17 protein-coding genes are annotated in these 15,500 nt (G+C 62.4%); 9 read left to right on the top strand and 8 right to left on the bottom strand.

Annotation, left to right across the window (positions count from 1 at the left end; genetic code table 11):
• Positions 1 to 326 precede the first annotated feature (326 nt).
• Positions 327 to 494: a hypothetical protein gene (locus BBX50_RS30265; protein WP_161490867.1), complete on the bottom strand. Its 168-nt coding sequence runs from the start codon at positions 492 to 494 to the stop codon at positions 327 to 329.
• 16 nt (positions 495 to 510) lie between these two features.
• Positions 511 to 999, bottom strand: a complete 489-nt coding sequence (locus BBX50_RS29820) for a hypothetical protein (protein ID WP_139108448.1) — start codon at positions 997 to 999, stop codon at positions 511 to 513.
• Here BBX50_RS29820 and BBX50_RS11150 point away from each other — a divergent pair.
• Positions 983 to 2,320, top strand: coding sequence for an efflux RND transporter periplasmic adaptor subunit (locus BBX50_RS11150; RefSeq protein ID WP_065775453.1), 1,338 nt, complete (start codon positions 983 to 985; stop codon positions 2,318 to 2,320). The two genes, BBX50_RS29820 and BBX50_RS11150, sit on opposite strands and share 17 nt — an antisense overlap.
• Positions 2,321 to 2,340: 20 nt before the next feature.
• Entirely contained in the window at positions 2,341 to 4,284 is a 1,944-nt protein-coding gene (locus tag BBX50_RS11145; RefSeq protein WP_065775356.1) for a MacB family efflux pump subunit, read from the top strand.
• Between the two features lie 51 nt (positions 4,285 to 4,335).
• On the opposite strand, the gene BBX50_RS11140 is transcribed toward BBX50_RS11145, so the two are convergent.
• Positions 4,336 to 5,028 (bottom strand): hypothetical protein, encoded by a 693-nt coding sequence (locus BBX50_RS11140; RefSeq protein WP_065775355.1) that lies wholly within the window; start codon positions 5,026 to 5,028, stop codon positions 4,336 to 4,338.
• 245 nt (positions 5,029 to 5,273) lie between these two features.
• Here BBX50_RS11140 and BBX50_RS11135 point away from each other — a divergent pair, with 245 nt between their 5' ends.
• A complete protein-coding gene (locus BBX50_RS11135) occupies positions 5,274 to 5,975 on the top strand; it encodes a Type 1 glutamine amidotransferase-like domain-containing protein (protein WP_244513132.1) in 702 nt (233 codons plus the stop codon).
• 50 nt (positions 5,976 to 6,025) lie between these two features.
• Here the strand turns inward: BBX50_RS11135 and BBX50_RS11130 are convergent, their stop codons facing one another.
• On the bottom strand, positions 6,026 to 6,229 hold the full coding sequence (locus tag BBX50_RS11130; protein ID WP_065783886.1) for a DUF1127 domain-containing protein: 204 nt from the start codon (positions 6,227 to 6,229) through the stop codon (positions 6,026 to 6,028).
• Positions 6,230 to 6,333: 104 nt separating this feature from the next.
• On the opposite strand from BBX50_RS11130, the gene BBX50_RS11125 reads away from it, so the two are divergent.
• The gene (locus BBX50_RS11125) at positions 6,334 to 7,233 is read left to right on the top strand and encodes a LysR family transcriptional regulator (RefSeq protein WP_065775352.1); all 900 of its coding nucleotides are present in this window, start codon (positions 6,334 to 6,336) and stop codon (positions 7,231 to 7,233) included.
• A 207-nt stretch (positions 7,234 to 7,440) separates the two neighbouring features.
• Positions 7,441 to 8,085, top strand: coding sequence for a hypothetical protein (locus BBX50_RS11120; RefSeq protein WP_065775351.1), 645 nt, complete (start codon positions 7,441 to 7,443; stop codon positions 8,083 to 8,085).
• Between the two features lie 207 nt (positions 8,086 to 8,292).
• Here BBX50_RS11120 and BBX50_RS11115 read toward each other — a convergent pair whose 3' ends face one another.
• Positions 8,293 to 8,700, bottom strand: a complete 408-nt coding sequence (locus BBX50_RS11115; protein ID WP_065775350.1) for a GFA family protein — start codon at positions 8,698 to 8,700, stop codon at positions 8,293 to 8,295.
• Positions 8,701 to 8,859: 159 nt separating this feature from the next.
• On the opposite strand from BBX50_RS11115, the gene BBX50_RS11110 reads away from it, so the two are divergent.
• Positions 8,860 to 9,609 carry an SDR family oxidoreductase gene (locus BBX50_RS11110; RefSeq protein WP_065775349.1) on the top strand — a complete coding sequence of 250 codons (750 nt, stop codon included), beginning with the start codon at positions 8,860 to 8,862 and terminating at the stop codon, positions 9,607 to 9,609.
• Between the two features lie 97 nt (positions 9,610 to 9,706).
• Here BBX50_RS11110 and BBX50_RS11105 read toward each other — a convergent pair whose 3' ends face one another.
• On the bottom strand, positions 9,707 to 10,159 hold the full coding sequence (locus BBX50_RS11105) for an Lrp/AsnC family transcriptional regulator (protein ID WP_065775452.1): 453 nt from the start codon (positions 10,157 to 10,159) through the stop codon (positions 9,707 to 9,709).
• Between the two features lie 113 nt (positions 10,160 to 10,272).
• Between BBX50_RS11105 and BBX50_RS11100 the strand changes: the two genes are divergently transcribed.
• Positions 10,273 to 11,256, top strand: a complete 984-nt coding sequence (locus BBX50_RS11100) for a nucleoside recognition domain-containing protein (RefSeq protein ID WP_065775348.1) — start codon at positions 10,273 to 10,275, stop codon at positions 11,254 to 11,256.
• A 100-nt stretch (positions 11,257 to 11,356) separates the two neighbouring features.
• Here BBX50_RS11100 and ftrA read toward each other — a convergent pair whose 3' ends face one another.
• Positions 11,357 to 12,403: a transcriptional regulator FtrA gene (gene ftrA, locus BBX50_RS11095; protein ID WP_201723469.1), complete on the bottom strand. Its 1,047-nt coding sequence runs from the start codon at positions 12,401 to 12,403 to the stop codon at positions 11,357 to 11,359.
• A 76-nt stretch (positions 12,404 to 12,479) separates the two neighbouring features.
• Between ftrA and BBX50_RS11090 the strand changes: the two genes are divergently transcribed.
• Together BBX50_RS11090 and BBX50_RS11085 are read left to right on the top strand one after the other, a co-directional pair.
• The gene (locus BBX50_RS11090) at positions 12,480 to 12,911 is read left to right on the top strand and encodes a rhodanese-like domain-containing protein (RefSeq protein ID WP_065775347.1); all 432 of its coding nucleotides are present in this window, start codon (positions 12,480 to 12,482) and stop codon (positions 12,909 to 12,911) included.
• 184 nt (positions 12,912 to 13,095) lie between these two features.
• A complete protein-coding gene (locus BBX50_RS11085) occupies positions 13,096 to 13,593 on the top strand; it encodes a GNAT family N-acetyltransferase (protein ID WP_065775346.1) in 498 nt (165 codons plus the stop codon).
• Positions 13,594 to 14,267: 674 nt separating this feature from the next.
• Here BBX50_RS11085 and BBX50_RS11080 read toward each other — a convergent pair.
• Positions 14,268 to 15,500 carry a biotin/lipoyl-binding protein gene (locus tag BBX50_RS11080; protein WP_065775345.1) on the bottom strand — a complete coding sequence of 411 codons (1,233 nt, stop codon included), beginning with the start codon at positions 15,498 to 15,500 and terminating at the stop codon, positions 14,268 to 14,270.

The raw sequence follows: 15,500 nt of genomic DNA, 5'->3' as shown, positions 1-15,500 counted from the left end.
GCGAAATTTCGGCGGTGCGGATAGACGCAGCCGCTGGATCCGTTGGGCCTCTGTCTTGAGGTGTTGTGGCTCTTGGCCAGGAGCCGCCAACGGCGGCTTTGCGTGGCTCTAGCTCAATAGGAAATATAAAAACGGCATCAGAAATGAAATCACCGTCGTCATCATCAGAATGAGACAGACAGTAAGCAACCTGAGAAAATTGACGAACGTCATACTTGCTTCAATACTATTCGAACTTTTCTTCAGATAGTCAAATTGAAAGTATAATTGCGAATAAGCAAAACAACCCCAAGCGACAAAGAAGACGCAAAACAGGCCCTTCAATTTCAAATCACCGTAATGCGGCCGATTGCTAACAAATTCGGCAACAACTGAATTGTCTGTCCGCACCACGAGCAGGAAAATTGCGATGTTATGGCCAGAAGCACCGACAGGACGGCTATTCCGGCGGTAACGACATTCTTCTCTTCGTCCGTCCGGGATTTCGTGGCCATCGCACAACTTCCAATCCTAACAACGAACCGTGTACAGCCAGAATAACACGACGAGAAAATCGGAATAAATACCGACAACGGGTGATAATCGATGTTTGTCGCCTCTCAGACAGTTGACGCCACACATCAAGAGAACAGCGAAGGCTGGTCGCAAACGACAGACCGCAACGACCACAGCGATCTGTCGTCTGCGGGCGACGAATTCAGCCAGAAGGCGGTTTTCGTCATCGCGCAACCGCCGGGTCTGCGGCCAAACCGACGGCAGTGGCCGTCGCATCAACGGCGCCGTCGTCGCGTCGCCGCTTTGGTTGCCCCACGCGGCTGACAAGCCGGTCATGGCGCGCGAAACCGTCGGGTGCCCGCCATCGTGGGCGCCGTTGCCGCGGCGCGGATGAGAAAGATTACGAAAATATAATGATCTCAATGCTTTTCGCCCGCCCCGTTCGCTTCTATTTTGAGAAGGGAATTTGCCGGACAAGGCGCAAGCGATGAACAAGGCGATCAAGACGGCGCGAGCCGAGACCACGCCTCGCAACGAGGCGGCCCCCAATGTCACCTTCATTCCCGGTGCGGTGCAGAAGGTGAAGCGCAGGCGCCGCACGCGGCGCTGGCTCTGGGTGCCGGTGGTTCTCGCGGTCGCCGGTGCTGCCTGGTACGGCTGGACGCGTTATGGCGAAAACCCGGCCTCAGCGGCTGTCGTAACCGACATGGTGGCGCGCGGCGATATCGAGAATGCCGTCACCGCCGTCGGCACGCTTGACGCCGTCAACTCCGTCGATGCCGGTGCGCAGGTCTCCGGCCAGCTGAAGGCACTGCACGTCGCTATTGGAGATAAGGTCACCGAGAACCAGCTGGTTGCCGAGATCGACCCGGCAACCATCGAAAACCGCATCGAGATCGACCAGGCGGAGCTTGCCAATTTTCAGGCCCAGCTCATTTCCAAGAAGGCCCAGCTCGTGCTGAAACAGGCCAATATCGACCGGCAGCGCAATCTGGTCGTGACCAAGGGCGTGCCGCAATCGACGCTGGACCAGGCCGTCGCCGACCTTGCGGCGGCAGGCGCCGACGTCAACGCCATCGAGGCGCAGATCCGCAAGCAGCAGGCAACGCTTGCCGGCGACAAGGTCGATCTCGGCTACACCAAGATCTACGCGCCGATTTCAGGCACCATCGTCGCCAATCCGGCCAAGGCCGGCCAGACGCTGAACGCCAACCAGACGACGCCGACCATCGTCACCATTGCCGATCTCTCGACCATGACCGTCAAGGCGCAGGTGTCGGAAGCCGATGTTACCAGGCTGAAGGTTGGCATGGACGCCTATTTCACCTTGCTCGGCCAGCCCGGAAAACGCTTCTCGGGCAAGCTGCGACAGATCCAGCCGATGCCCGACACCACCAACAACGTCGTGCTCTACTACGCGCTTTTCGACGTGCCCAATCCGGACGGCGAGCTGATGATGTCGATGAGCGCGCAGGTGTTCTTTGTCAGAGACGCGGCCAAGGACGTGCTGATCGTGCCGGCGTCCGCCCTCACCTATCCGGGCAAGGGAACGGGTGACGCGGGCGGCAACGGTAACGGCCGGCGCGACGGTGCCACGTCTGAAGCAAGGGGCGAAGGGCGCAGGGCGCAGGTCTCCGTCGTCACCGCTTCCGGCGCGGTTGAGACCCGCGACGTCGAAGTCGGCATCCGCAACCGCGTCAGCGCCGAGATCAAAAGCGGCCTCGAAGTGGGAGAGACCGTCGTCGTCGGCACAGGATCGAACACAACAGGCAGCGGCCGTAACGCCGGCTTGCCGCGCGGCATGCGCATGCCGCCGATGTTCTGAGGATCGGTTAGAGACTGGCCATGTCCGCACTCATCTCGCTCCGCAACGTCAGCAAGACCTATTTCAACGGCGATCTCGCCGTCGAGGTCCTGCATGGCCTTTCGCTCGATATCGAGGCGGGTGAGTTCGTGGCGATCGTCGGACAGTCCGGCTCCGGCAAGTCGACGCTGATGAACATTCTCGGCTGCCTCGACCAGCCGACTGGCGGCGACTACCTGATCGACGGCGAGAGTGTCGCCCACTTCGATACCGACGAGCTGGCGGCGCTGCGCCGCCGCACCTTCGGCTTCGTCTTCCAGAGCTACAACCTCATCCCGACGGCAAGCGCCAAGGAAAACGTCGAGGTGCCGGCCGTCTATGCCGGCATGTCGGCCCGCGACCGGCACGACCGCGCCGAGGCGCTCTTGGAAGCGCTGAAGCTCGGCGAAAGGCTCGACCACCGGCCGAACCAGCTGTCCGGCGGCCAGCAGCAACGCGTTTCCATTGCCCGCGCCTTGATGAACGGCGGCCGGGTGATCCTTGCCGACGAGCCGACCGGCGCGCTCGACAGCCAGAGCGGCTCGGACGTGATGGCGCTGTTGCGTGACATGAACGCGCAGGGCCACACGGTCATCGTCATTACCCACTCGCGCGAGGTCGCCGAACAGGCCGACCGGCTGATCGAGATCCATGACGGCCGCATCGTCGCCGACCGCGCCAAGAAGGCCCGTGTGAACGCCGAAGGTGCAGCCGCTCTTGCCCGCCATGTCAGCGAAGGCTCGGCCGCAATCGCCGACGTCACCGAAGCGGTGAAGATGGCGTTTCGGGCCCTGAAGGCCAATCTCTTCCGCACCATCCTCACGCTGCTCGGCATCGTCATCGGCGTCGGCTCTGTCGTCGCGATGCTGGCGATCGGCACGGGCGCGCAAAATTCGGTGTTAAGCCGCATATCGTCCATGGGCTCTGACCTGCTCGTGGTGCGGCCGAGCATGGCGAATTTCCGCGGCAGTGCGGGGGGAAGCAACGTCACGCTCATTCCGGCCGACGCCGATGCAATCCTCGACGTGCCGAACGTCGCCTTCGCCGTGCCGGAAATGACGAGTTCCGTCACGCTCCGCCACGGCAATATCGACTACCAGACGACCGCCAACGGCACCGTGCCTCAGTTCACCACGGCAAAATCCTGGAAAATGGCCAAGGGCGAATTCATCAACCAGAACGACATGGACACCTATGCACCGGTCGCAGTCCTCGGCCAGACGGTCGTCAAGACGCTGTTTCCCGACGGCGACAACCCGATCGGCCAATATGTGCTCGTCAACAAGATCCCCTTCCAGGTGATCGGCGTGATGGCCGAGATGGGCGCCACCTCCTTCGGCAACGACCAGGACGATGTCGTGCTGGTGCCGCTGACAACGGGCAGCATCCGCCTCTTCGGCCAGCGCAACGTGCGCACCATCACCGTGCAGGTGAAGGACGGCTCGGCGATCGACATCACCCAGCAGACGATCCAGGCGCTGCTCGACCAGCGCCACAAGCGCCAGGACACCCAGATCACCAACATGTCCTCCGTGCGCGAGGCCTTCACCGAGACCTCGAACACGCTGAAGCTGTTCCTGGGCTCGGTCGCCGCGATCTCGCTGCTCGTCGGCGGCATCGGCGTCATGAACATCATGCTCGTCTCGGTCAGCGAACGCACCCGCGAGATCGGCGTGCGCATGGCAACCGGCGCCCGCCAGCGCGATATCCTGTTGCAGTTCATCATCGAGGCGCTGGTCGTCTCGCTGATCGGCGGCACGCTCGGCGTGCTGCTCGGGCTTGGCACCGGCGCACTCGCCGGCCAGTTCGGCATGCCCGTCTCCTTCACCCTCGGCCCCGTCGCGCTCGCCTTCGCCTGCGCCTTCCTCACCGGTCTCGCCTTCGGTTTCCTGCCCGCCCGCAACGCCTCGCGCCTGCAGCCGGCGGTGGCGCTGAGTGCGGATTAGGCGGGTGCGACGCCCCGCCGGTCAGGCGGCAGACGAAGGCCACACGGGTCTTCATCCGGCATAGGCGAAGTAGACTTTGCCACGAGCGGGATCAACGACCGTGACGCTGCCACCCTTTCCGTAGGAATAGAACGACCCGCCTGACTGGATCGCCTTGTTTGCTTCGTCGGTCCGCCCTTTTTCAATCGGAATGGAGAATCCGTATTTTTCTAGGTACTCCTCCAAGCTGGCAAGATGGCGCTCAGGACGCTCAGCATCCATCATCTGCGGTCTGTCGTCATAGTGATGCCACAGGCTCACGGTTGCTTCGTCGCTGCGGTCCTCGACCGGTGTTGCCCGCCACACTCCCTTTGCTCCCGGAAGCCTATCGCCCAGCCGACTCCCCTGTTTCCGTGCCCAATCTGCGCTGTCTTCGGTCAGGCGATAGACGACGAAGCCGGTTTCATTGTCGCCCGGCATGAAGCCGACACCAAACAGTTCTTCCAGGCGGTATTCGATTTCCGCGACTTCAAGCGGCTCGGGAACGCGTGACAGAACATGGTTTCGCTCGGCAATTTTGGAGGCAACGTAAGGTGCCACGATTGCCAGCAGGCCAAAGGCGAGGATCAGCCGTCGGCGAACCACCTGATCAGGCCCCGTCCGTCGCCAGAGGCGGCGCAGCCCGAGAAAGAAAAGGACGACGACGGCTATGGCCAGCAAAGCGCAGATGGCAAGCACGGCCAACATGACGGCGGCGAAATTCATAACGGGCTCACAGGACTTTGAAGCTAGGATTGAAACGGCCGACGCTGCTGCAGTTTGAACGTGTGGTCTCCGCTATATGACGCGGAGCCGCCTGGCAACGGTTCCGACATCGACGCGCAGGCTTCAACCCACCCGCTCCAGTTGCTTGCGAAGCGGAGCTTGACCACGTCCTGCCTGCTGGTCGACAAAACAGATTGAATTAAGTGATGCGCGGATCGGCGTGCAAACCACGCGGAGAGGCCAGATTGCTCAACCTCATCCTCTACAGCGACCAGACCTACGCCGACTGTTCCGCAATCGACCTCAGGCTCGTGGACCTGTTGAAAGCCCGCGGGACCGGAAACCGTATCGCCTATGTCGGCTCCGGACCGGAGCCGGACCGCAGCTTCTTCTTCGCCGGCCAGGTCTATTACGGCAGGCTCGGCCTCGATCTCAGGCTGTTCTTCGATCTCGATGAGCCGCATTCCGCCGACGATATCGCCGCCCTTTTCGCCTCAGACGCCATTCACCTCGCAGGCGGACATACCGGCGGCTTCCTCGAACGGCTGAAACGAAGCAATCTGCTCGCGCCGCTGCGCGACTGGGCGCTTTCCGGCGGCGTCCTCGTCGGCGTCAGCGCCGGCGCCATTCTGATGGGACCGACGATCGCGACGGATGGGCCCTTCATCGGCCAGAGGCCGGAAGACGTGACGGATGGCGAGGCGCTCGACCTCCTGCCCTTCGAGTTCTTTCCGCATCTCGGTGACGACGACACATACCTGCCCGCGCTTGTGCGCTACAGCGTATCGACGCCGCGACCGATCGTTGCCTGCAAGGACAGCGACGGCGTCGTCGTCACAGGCGGGCGTATCGAATGCTTTGGCGATCCGCTGTGGATCTCCGGCGGAGCCGTGCGGGCGCCAGCCGACATCAGGCTGGCGGGTTTCTCGATCGTTGAGGCTCCGTAGCGGCACGTCCACCTCGACCTATGCCTGAGACCGGGGCCGCGTGCGGTCAATTACATCGCGCCCGCCCGTGCCGCCTCCGCATGGCGCACCACTGTGTTGTCCCGCGGCGCCGCCTTGCGCTTTCCGAACTGCGCCTCGCCGGCTGTAACGCCAATATCCGCAAGCCGCTCCGCATCGAGCTCGCGAAGCTGCTGCAATTGCCAGAACCGAGATCGCGGCGAGGCGACGAGATAGAGACCGATTTCTCTGAACATGTCGAATACCCATGTTTTGCTGCTAACCATGGGCACAGTCTGCGCCTCGACATTCCATAAAAGAAGCTTAGCATTCATATTCAAATCATAAGGAAAACTTTGATATGAGTGCCCTCAACCTCGACTACCTCCGAACCTTCGCGCTGGTCGCCGAACTCGGCAGTTTTTCGGCCGCCGCCGAGCGGCTGGGGCTGACGCAGCCGGCGATCAGCCTGCAAGTGCGGGCGCTTGAAAAGCAGCTCGGCGTGCGCCTGGTCGAGCGCGTCGGCCGCACCGCAAGGCCGAGTGCGGCCGGAGCGGAATTGCTGGCCCATGTGGATCGCATCGAAGCGGTGACCAGTCAGGCGCTGGAGGCGGTGGCGCGCCACGCGAGAGGCGTCTTCGGTCGCGTGAGGATCGGCACCGGCGCCACCCCTTGCGCCTTCCTGCTGCCGCCGCTGCTTGCGGGTCTCAAGCGTCGTTTTCCCGATCTCGACATCACGGTTACGACCGGCAACAGTGCCGACATCGTCCGGGCGGTCGACGAAAACCTGCTCGATATCGGCCTCGTCACCCTTCCCGTTGCCGGCCGCATCTTCGACATCGAGCCGCTGCTCGAAGAACGCTTCGCCGCCATCGCCCCTTTGGGAACGGACCTTCCCGACAGCGTGACCGCCGCGATCCTGGCGAAGTATCCGATGATCCTCTATGAGCCCGGCGCCAATACGCGCCGCATCACCGACGACTGGCTGATGTCGGGCGGCACGAACGTCAAACCGCTGATGTCATTCGGCAGCGTCGACGCGATCAAGGAAATGGTGGCCGCCGGCCTCGGCGCGGCCCTCGTGCCGGAGATCGCGCTCAGGACCGAGGATCGCGAGCGGCTGGAGGTGCGCCCCGTGTCGCCGCCCTTCTCCCGCCGCTCCGCCCTCGTGCTTCGCCGCGACAAGCGGCTCGACCGGGCGCTACGCGAGACATTGGCCGCCTTGAGGACGTTGGCGAATCTGGAAGAAAAGATGCAGTAGATCAGCGGCCTCGTGTGGGGCGGCCATCCCGAGAGCGCCGTGCGTTCATATGAACGCACCAAGGACGCTCTCGCACTTTGATTCTAGAGCATCTTTCCGCCTCACGTGAACCCACTTGAGAGCGGGATGCTCTAGATTAGGAGTTGCACGCTGGCGACTTATCTCGCATTTTTTAGACCGAGCGAACGGGTTTGCGAGGGGCAGGATATGAATGGTGGTGCATCGTACCTGGCGGCGGCAATCACGGCTGCGGTAACGGTGCTGCTTTGGGTGGCAAGTCGGGCCGTTGAGTTTTACCTGCAGCACCGAAAACTCAACGACGACAAAGAGAAATTTATCAGGGCCCTGTACGCAGAGATCGATTTCAACACCAGTGACATGGAAGAATTCATACAGAATCCCGTTTCACTGGCTACCGTGATCGCAAAGATAAAAAGCGACCAGTCGTTTATACCGCACGTAACCGACTCGCGACACACAGAGATATATAAGTCAAATATTGAATTGATAAACTATGCAGGAGACGGATACATATCCGACGTGGTTTATTTTTACGGCCTGCTTGAAAGAATTAAAGGTCAGATCGACGGAGTTTACCTGCCGAGCTATGTAAAAATATCCGGACAAGGAAGAGCTAACGTTCTAAACCGAATCTACGACGATTGTTATCTTTCCGCCGACGCCGGACGCGCCATTCTGCGTGAGATGGAAATATCGTATCCATCGTACAAATTTGTTCGCAAAAAGCGAAAAGCGCCGAACAATATGTCCGACGCCGAATTGAAAGCGAAATATGATGACTTCGCGTTAGATTTGGATCGGGTCAGGGCTACGCATGCGAAGACCTCCTAGTTTCCGTTGCCGACAATATGTCGTCGAGGAGCCAAACTGTCAAGTTTAGGTTGACGACGCCATAGCCAAAAAGGATGGAAAATCAACCGCGTCCAGCCGTCGTTCTCTAGCTGTAAGAACTGGCCCAGGCGCTTGGAACTGGGGCGCGCATTCGCTCGGAAAGGCCGCAGAGGGTGCCTTCTCCCAGGCCATCAATCAATTCCAGAACTAAAGATGCCGCACCTCGGCCGGGGCCTCGGCCCAGTTGTCGTTGAGCCCGTCGCAATAGGTCACGGGGGCTGACAGCAGCTCGTCGATGTCGAGGCCGTCGAGGCAGGCGACGTTGATGTTGTAATAGGTGTGGTTCGTCATGTTCGGCGCGTTGATCCGCTCAAACGGCCTGACGCCGCATTGGCTGCAAAAGAAGTGGTGGGCGACCGGATTGCGCCCGCAATAATCCGTCAGCACCTCCTCGCCGGCGATCAGCCGGAAAGCCTCGGGCGTCACCATCACCGACCAGAGCCGCATCTTCGCGCAGATCGAGCAGTTGCACTTTCCCGTGCCGGCGCTGATGTCCATATCCGCCTCGATACGCACCGCACCGCAATGACAGCTCCCGCTATAGGTCTTCAGCATCCGCTCGCCTTCCTCTCGCCACCCCTTCATTTGGACCGAACTATGCCATCGGCCCTGCCGGTTGAACATCGCCTCCTCTCAACCACCGATCGGAAATCGGGTGGGCGCTCAGACGCGCCGGCAGTAGTCAGGACGCCTCAACCAAAGAGGAGCAAGTCCATGTCCATGCTTGAAGACAAGATCGTTATCGTCACCGGCGCGTCGTCCGGCATCGGCCGCGCGGTCGCAGAGCTTTTTGCCGCCGAAGGCGCCAAGATCGTTCTCAACGCCCGCAGTGAAGCGCCGCTGAAAGCAGTCGCCGAGGCGATCCGTGACGAGGGTGGCGAGGCGATCGCCGTCAGCGGCGACGTCACAGAGGAAGCCACCCACATCCGGCTGGTGGAGGCGGCAATCAGCCATTTCGGCGGCCTCGACATCGCCGTCAACAATGCCGGCGCCGTCAACGTCATGAAGCCGGTCGCAGAGATCACAGCGTCGGAATGGCAGCAATCGCTTGCCACCAACCTCACCTCCGCCTTTCTCGGCGCCCGCCACCAGATCCCGGCCATGCTTGCGCGCGGTGGCGGGTCGCTGGTCTTCACCTCAACCTTCGTCGGCACCAGCGTCGGCATCCCCGGCATGGCCGCCTATGGCGCGGCGAAAGCCGGGCTGATGGGTCTCGTCAAGGGCATCACCGCGGACTACGGCGCCAGCGGCATCCGCGCCAACGCCCTGCTTCCTGGTGGTGTCGATACCCCGGCCGGCGGCAGCGCCGAGCAGAAGGAATGGGCCGCCGGCCTGCACGCGATGAAGCGCATCGCTCAGCCGGAAGAGATCGCCCAGGCCGCCCTCTTCCTCTCCGGCCCGATGGCCAGTTTCGTCTCAGGCGCGGCACTGTTTGCCGATGGCGGCAATGCCGCGGTGAAGTGACGATGGCCGAAGCGCCGGGGCAGCTTGCCCTGGCGCACCTTGCGCGGCGCCGGGCCCGTCATATGAGGTCGTCTCCGTCTCTTCCTGGCGGCCTCCGTCACACTGGTATCTCCGTCGTCTCCTTGCCGGTGCGGATGACAAACGCGGTGTAGTAGCGCGCGACATTGGTTTCCTCGCGAAACAGCCGCTCGGTAAGCGCGTCCAGTTCGTCCATGTCCTTCAGCCGCAGCATCAGAATTGCGTCGGTCTCGCCGCTGACGCTGTAGGCCTGGACGACCGCCGGTTCCTTGGCGGCGCTGTCCAAAAAGCGGCGGACGAATTGTTCGCCGTGGCGCTCGAGTTCCACGGTAATGATCGCCTTCATGGTCCTGCCGGCCTTGGCCGGATTGAGGACCGCGACGATCCGGTCGATGACGCCGGTCTGATGCAGCCGCCTGATGCGGCGCAGGCAGCTCGATGGCGAAAGGCCGACTTCGGCCGCAAGCTCGGCATTGGTGCGCGAGGCATCCTGCTGCAAGAGCCTCAAGAGCTTGCTGTCGATCTTGTCCATGTTCATCCTCGTTCCGGCACCATGCAATTTTATTGCACAGAAGTGCATATTTTGACCACAACTGCGAACGGCCTCGCGCTAGTCCTTGGACAACAAGTTCAAGGAGAGACCCCATGGCCGTTCTGATCATCCTCTACCGCAAGACGCTCGCGACGCTGGAAGTCTACTGGGATCTGGTGCGCATCATCGTTCCCGTCACCATCGTCACCCATGTGCTGCAGGAACTCGGCGTGATCCGCGCGGTCGCCCCTGCCTTCGAGCCGCTGATGATGCTCGTCGGCCTGCCGCCCGAGCTTGCCTTTGCCTGGCTGACCGGGCTCCTGGTCGGCATCTGGGGCGCGGTCGTGGTCGTCTTCGCGCTGGTGCCGGTCTCGGAACTGACGACCGCCGACATGACCGTCTTTTCGGCGCTGATGCTGGTGGCCCACGCCATCCCGATCGAGCAGCGCATCATCCAGAAGGCGGGTCCAAGCTTCCTCGTCACGGCTGCGCTCCGGATCGGCGGCGGCCTCGTCTTCGCAGCCATCCTGCATCAGATCTTCGCGGGAACCGGATGGCTCGCCACGCCGCTGAACCCCACCTGGATACCGGTCAACGAGGGCTCCGGCTGGATTGCCTTCGCCCTCAGCACGCTGAAGACGCTCGCGACCATGCTCGTCGTGCTGCTCGCCTTGAGCTGGACGATCGAGATCCTCAAGCTGGTCGGCATCCTCGGTTATCTCAACCGTGGCATGGCGCCGCTCTTCCGGCTCGCCGGCATAAAGCCTGAGACAGTGCCGTTTGCCGCGGTCGGCGTGCTGCTTGGGATCTCCTATGGTGGCGCTTTTCTCATCCGCGAGGCACGCGAGGCCAATGTCGAGCCGCGCCAGGTCTTCCTCGCCTGCGTCTTCATGGGTTTTGGCCACAGCCTGGTGGAGGATACGCTGGTCGTCGTCGCGCTCGGTGCGGATTTCACCAGCGTCTTCTTCGGCCGCCTGGTCTTTGCCATCGTCGCCACGGCGGTCATCGCCCGGGTAATCGTCTCGGCGCCGGATGCCCTGTTCTTCCGCTCCTTCTTCCGCAAGGACGGTGCCGAGCCTGCCCTATCGGAGGCGTAGAGAATGTTGCGCAAAAGTGCGCTGCGACTTTGCGACAACGCGCAACGAGCACACCTGAAAGAGCGCGATGTGCTTTGGCGGCCGGCGGAAGCCGTGCGGTTTATTCCGCGGCGACCTCGGCAGGCAGCCCCGCTTGCGCCACCATTCGCCCGAAGGCGGCGCGGTAGGCGGCCGGCGTCGTCGAAAGCTGCTGGCGGAAATGGTGGCGAAGCGTCTGGGTGGAGCCGAAACCCGAGGCTTCGGCCACCTGTTCCATGCCGAGCGCCGTCTCCTCCAGCAATTGCCGGGCGCGAGAAAGCCGCTCGGAAAGCAGCCAGCGCGCCGGTGTGGTGCCGGTCGCCGCCTCGAAGCGGCGCAGGAACGTGCGCTCGCTCATGCCGGCGGCTTTCGCCAGCGTGGCGATCGAGAAGTCCTCGCCCAACCGCTCGCGCATCCGGTCAAGCAGTGGCCCAAGCCGGGCGCTCTCGTGCACGTCAGGAACCGCCCGCTCGATGAACTGCGCCTGGCCGCCGTCGCGGTGTGGCGGCACCACGAGCCGGCGGGCGACACGATTGGCCGCCTCGCTGCCGAAGTCGCGGCGGATCAGGTGCAGGCAGAGATCGATGCCGGCCGCACTTCCCGCCGAGGTCAGCACCTGCCCGCCATCGACGTAGAGCACGTCCGGCACTACCTCGATGTCAGGGTAAAGCGCCCCAAGCTTGTCGGTGTAGCGCCAGTGGGTCGTCGCCCTACGGCCTGAAAGCAGGCCTGCCGCCGCCAGCACAAAGACGCCGGAGCAGATGGAAAGCACCCGTGCACCGCGCTGATGCGCCTCCCTGAGCGCCTGGCACACCGCCTCGGGAACCGGCTGTTCCGCGCCGCGCCAGCCAGGAACGATGATCGTTCCGGCCTGCCGCAAAAGCTCGATACCGCCATCGGCGACAAGGCGCACGCCGCCGGTTGCCCTCAGCTCGCCGGGATCGACCGAGGCGACGGCGAAGCGATACCAGCCCTCGCCCATTTCCGGCCGCGGCAAGCCGAACATTTCCACGGCGACGCCGAACTCGAAGGTGCAGAGCCCGTCATACGCGAGCGCCACGACGAGTGGGTTTTCAAGCGGATTGGCAGCGGGTGATAACTTTGGCATGATCTTGAGCATATATGGCAATGTTGCCAACTGCCAGCCCCCGTGAAGCACTGCTATCTATCTCCTCGTCAACCCGCACCGACTGAAGGAGAGCCCGATGAGCTATGTGACCGAAACCCCCGCTGCCTCGCCCGAGATCGCCATTGTCCATTTCGCCAAGCGCTTGAGCGTCGAGACCGATTGTGCAGATGTCGCCCATGCGCTGAAGAGCGGAGAACAGGATTTCGTGCTTCTGCATGTGGTCGGCTCCGATGCGGCCTATGCCCGCCGCCATGTGCCCGGTGCCATCCACCTGCCGCACCGGCAGATCACCGCCGAACGCATGGCCGAATGGCCTGCAGATACGCTCTTCGTCGCCTACTGCGCCGGCCCGCATTGCAACGGCGCCGACCAGGCGGCCCTCAAGCTCGCCCGCCTCGGCCGCCCCGTAAAGATCATGATCGGCGGCATCACCGGTTGGGAAGACGAAGGCTTTGCCTTCGCCACCGGTGCTGCACCGGGCGAAGCCCAGGCCTTGCTCGCGGCTTGAGCGCGTCGACGTTCATTGCAGTGCCGCGTGCTTGCGGAATGCGCGGCACCGCAGCATTTTGGATCGCGCCTGATTTCACCCTGAAATCGATCGCGATCCAGGCAGATCATGCGGCGCGGTCGGCCTCTCGCCGGCCTTTCGTAACCCGCGCCTGACCGCTAACCCCTTTGCACGAGGTATAAAGATGCGCGCGTCACCCCTTACCATCAGGCCCTTCGAACGTGACGACGTCGCCGACGTGCTACGGCTGATGCGCGGTCTCGCGGAATTCGAAGGTTACATCGACAAATTCCGTGTGACCGAGCGGGACCTGATCAAACATGGCCTCGGCGAAAACCCGCGCTTCGGGGTTCTGGTTGCAGACCTCGGCGGCCGCATCATCGGCATCGCCGTGCATTACGTCATCCCCTGGACCTACGACCTGAAGCCGACACTGGTGCTGAAGGAACTTTTCGTCGATGAAACAGCACGTTCCTCCGGCGCCGGCGCGGCGCTGATCGACGCCCTGAAACGTCACGCCGCGGCGATCGGCGCACCGCGCATCAACTGGACCGTGCTTGCGGCCAACGAAAATGCAAAACGCTTCTACCGGCGCGAAGGCGCGGCACCGGACGCGATCTGGGAGCCCTGGACGATGCCGGTCGAGGCCGATGGCGACCGTGAGGGTGTGCACGAAGCTTGACTGCACCCGCGCGGGCTACCGTCAGGAAAATCCTGACCCGATCGGGTGAAAAAGCTGGGGATTTTCCCGTAACCCGAATTGACTATTAGAATCCCCTTAAAATCCATTGCTTTCGGGCCACGCTTTTGCCACACTGTACTTGCGATTGCGCCACGGAAGTATGCAATCCCCGGAAGAGTACGCATGCTTGCGGTTATATTGCGGTGCAGTTGCTTTATTAATTTGATTGCGCGCTTGAGCCTCCGTCCCCACGGGGGCTCAATCATATTTGGGACGCGCTGACGCCCACATCGATTTGATTTCCCCACATCTATCTGACGTCCAACGACAGATCGCTGCAACGAGACCGTCACCAGGCTCCTCCATCGAGGGGCGAAACCTCTATACTGGTGAAGCTGGCAGCCAGGCCAAGGGTGCCAGAGCGCCGTGCGTTCGTATGAACGTACCAAGGACGCTCTCGCACTTTGATTCCAGAGCATCTTTCCACCTCACGTGAACCCACTTGAGAGCGGGATGCTCTGGCAATTGCCGCCTTGAATAAGGGTGGAAAGGCGGCCCTTGAGCGACAGGCAAAGTTGTAAGGCCGCTATTGGTAGCCTCAGGGGCGAACCATACGCGCGATGCAGCGCGAAAGGCGGGCCGGAAACCTGGGGTCCCGGCCCACAGTCATTGCCTCAATGACCGCCAAGCACCAGCGTCTGCACCGGCAGCATCAGCGCCTGCATGCGCAGGATCATGGCGTGCACCAGGCCGACGGCATCGACCACGTGGAGGTACAGCCAGCGGGCGGTGCTGATGTTCGGCGACGACAATTCGTCATGGCTGTTGGTATAGGCATTGGCGATGCAACTGCTACCCGGCGGGATGCCTTCAAGCAGGCCGGGATAGAGCGGCTCGAGGAAGACGGTGAGCGTGCCGGGTTTCGCCAGTTGCGCAACGTCGACAAGCTGGTCGCTCGCCCTGATCTGCCCGCCGGCGATGACGTCCTGCACCTCGGTCACGACCATCGGGATGATCGTGAACGGCTTGCCGATGCAGGTCGCCTCGGCAATCATGCCGACTTTCATCACCTGGGCCTCGATCTGCCCGAAGCCGGCGATCAGCGCCGTGCGGCCGGCCTCCTCGGGAACAAGCACGCCAGCGGGCCTCAGCATCGGGTTGACGACCTCGCCAACCCTTAGCGTGAACTGGTGGAGCGTGCCGGAAACGCCGGCGCGAACCGTGGTCTTGGCAAGATCGGCCTCGGCCTGCTGCAAGGCGGCTTCGGCACTTGACCTCTGCGAGGGCAGCAGCGACGCGATCTTGGTTTCCAGCGTCTGTTTGTTGGAGAGCACGGCGGTGAGCGCGCCCTTGCGCCCTTCAAGGTTGACCTGCCGGCGCTCGATCTCGCGCCGGGCAACGACGTTGGGGTTCAGCCGGTTGAGTTCGACCTGGGTATCGTACTCGTCCTGGGCCTGCTGCACTGCCGCCTGCGCCTGAACGATGGCGCCATCGGCGGCGGTGAGCTCGGTGCGGGCGACGGTCATCTCGGCGTCGACCTCGGCGATCTGCCGACGCGCAACCTCGGCCGCGGCCTCCTCCTCGGTATTGTCGAGCCGGAACAGCGGCTGGCCGGCCACCACCTTGTCATTGAGCTTCACGTAGATCTCGGCCACCCGTCCGCCGGTTTCCGGCAACACGGCCACGGTGCGGAACACCGAAGTCACGCTCTTCGTCGACGGGTGGAAGTAGAAGATCAGCGTGATCAGCGAGATCGTCAGGATGATGCAGGCAGTGATGCCCCAGCGCAGCTCGAACCAGACGGAATAGAGCGTGATCTCCCGCCCGAGCCTCTTGCCCTGGACATAGCGGCGGAAGAGATAATCCGGAAGGATCGTCAGCATCGAGCAAAGCATGAATTCGAACAT

The sequence above is a fragment of the Ensifer sp. LC11 genome (genome assembly GCF_001695835.1).
Lineage (GTDB): Bacteria > Pseudomonadota > Alphaproteobacteria > Rhizobiales > Rhizobiaceae > Ensifer.
This window is presented reverse-complemented; position numbering and strand designations above follow the sequence as displayed.

Coding starts and splice junctions, on each gene's coding strand:
- BBX50_RS30265 (WP_161490867.1), bottom strand. CDS start 494: ATGGCCACGAAATCCCGGACGGACGAAGAGAAGAATGTCGTTACCGCC.
- BBX50_RS11150 (WP_065775453.1), top strand. CDS start 983: ATGAACAAGGCGATCAAGACGGCGCGAGCCGAGACCACGCCTCGCAAC.
- BBX50_RS11145 (WP_065775356.1), top strand. CDS start 2,341: ATGTCCGCACTCATCTCGCTCCGCAACGTCAGCAAGACCTATTTCAAC.
- BBX50_RS11140 (WP_065775355.1), bottom strand. CDS start 5,028: ATGAATTTCGCCGCCGTCATGTTGGCCGTGCTTGCCATCTGCGCTTTG.
- BBX50_RS11130 (WP_065783886.1), bottom strand. CDS start 6,229: ATGTTCAGAGAAATCGGTCTCTATCTCGTCGCCTCGCCGCGATCTCGG.
- BBX50_RS11125 (WP_065775352.1), top strand. CDS start 6,334: ATGAGTGCCCTCAACCTCGACTACCTCCGAACCTTCGCGCTGGTCGCC.
- BBX50_RS11120 (WP_065775351.1), top strand. CDS start 7,441: ATGAATGGTGGTGCATCGTACCTGGCGGCGGCAATCACGGCTGCGGTA.
- BBX50_RS11115 (WP_065775350.1), bottom strand. CDS start 8,700: ATGCTGAAGACCTATAGCGGGAGCTGTCATTGCGGTGCGGTGCGTATC.
- BBX50_RS11110 (WP_065775349.1), top strand. CDS start 8,860: ATGTCCATGCTTGAAGACAAGATCGTTATCGTCACCGGCGCGTCGTCC.
- BBX50_RS11105 (WP_065775452.1), bottom strand. CDS start 10,159: ATGGACAAGATCGACAGCAAGCTCTTGAGGCTCTTGCAGCAGGATGCC.
- BBX50_RS11100 (WP_065775348.1), top strand. CDS start 10,273: ATGGCCGTTCTGATCATCCTCTACCGCAAGACGCTCGCGACGCTGGAA.
- BBX50_RS11090 (WP_065775347.1), top strand. CDS start 12,480: ATGAGCTATGTGACCGAAACCCCCGCTGCCTCGCCCGAGATCGCCATT.
- BBX50_RS11085 (WP_065775346.1), top strand. CDS start 13,096: ATGCGCGCGTCACCCCTTACCATCAGGCCCTTCGAACGTGACGACGTC.
- BBX50_RS11080 (WP_065775345.1), bottom strand. CDS start 15,500: ATGTTCGAATTCATGCTTTGCTCGATGCTGACGATCCTTCCGGATTAT.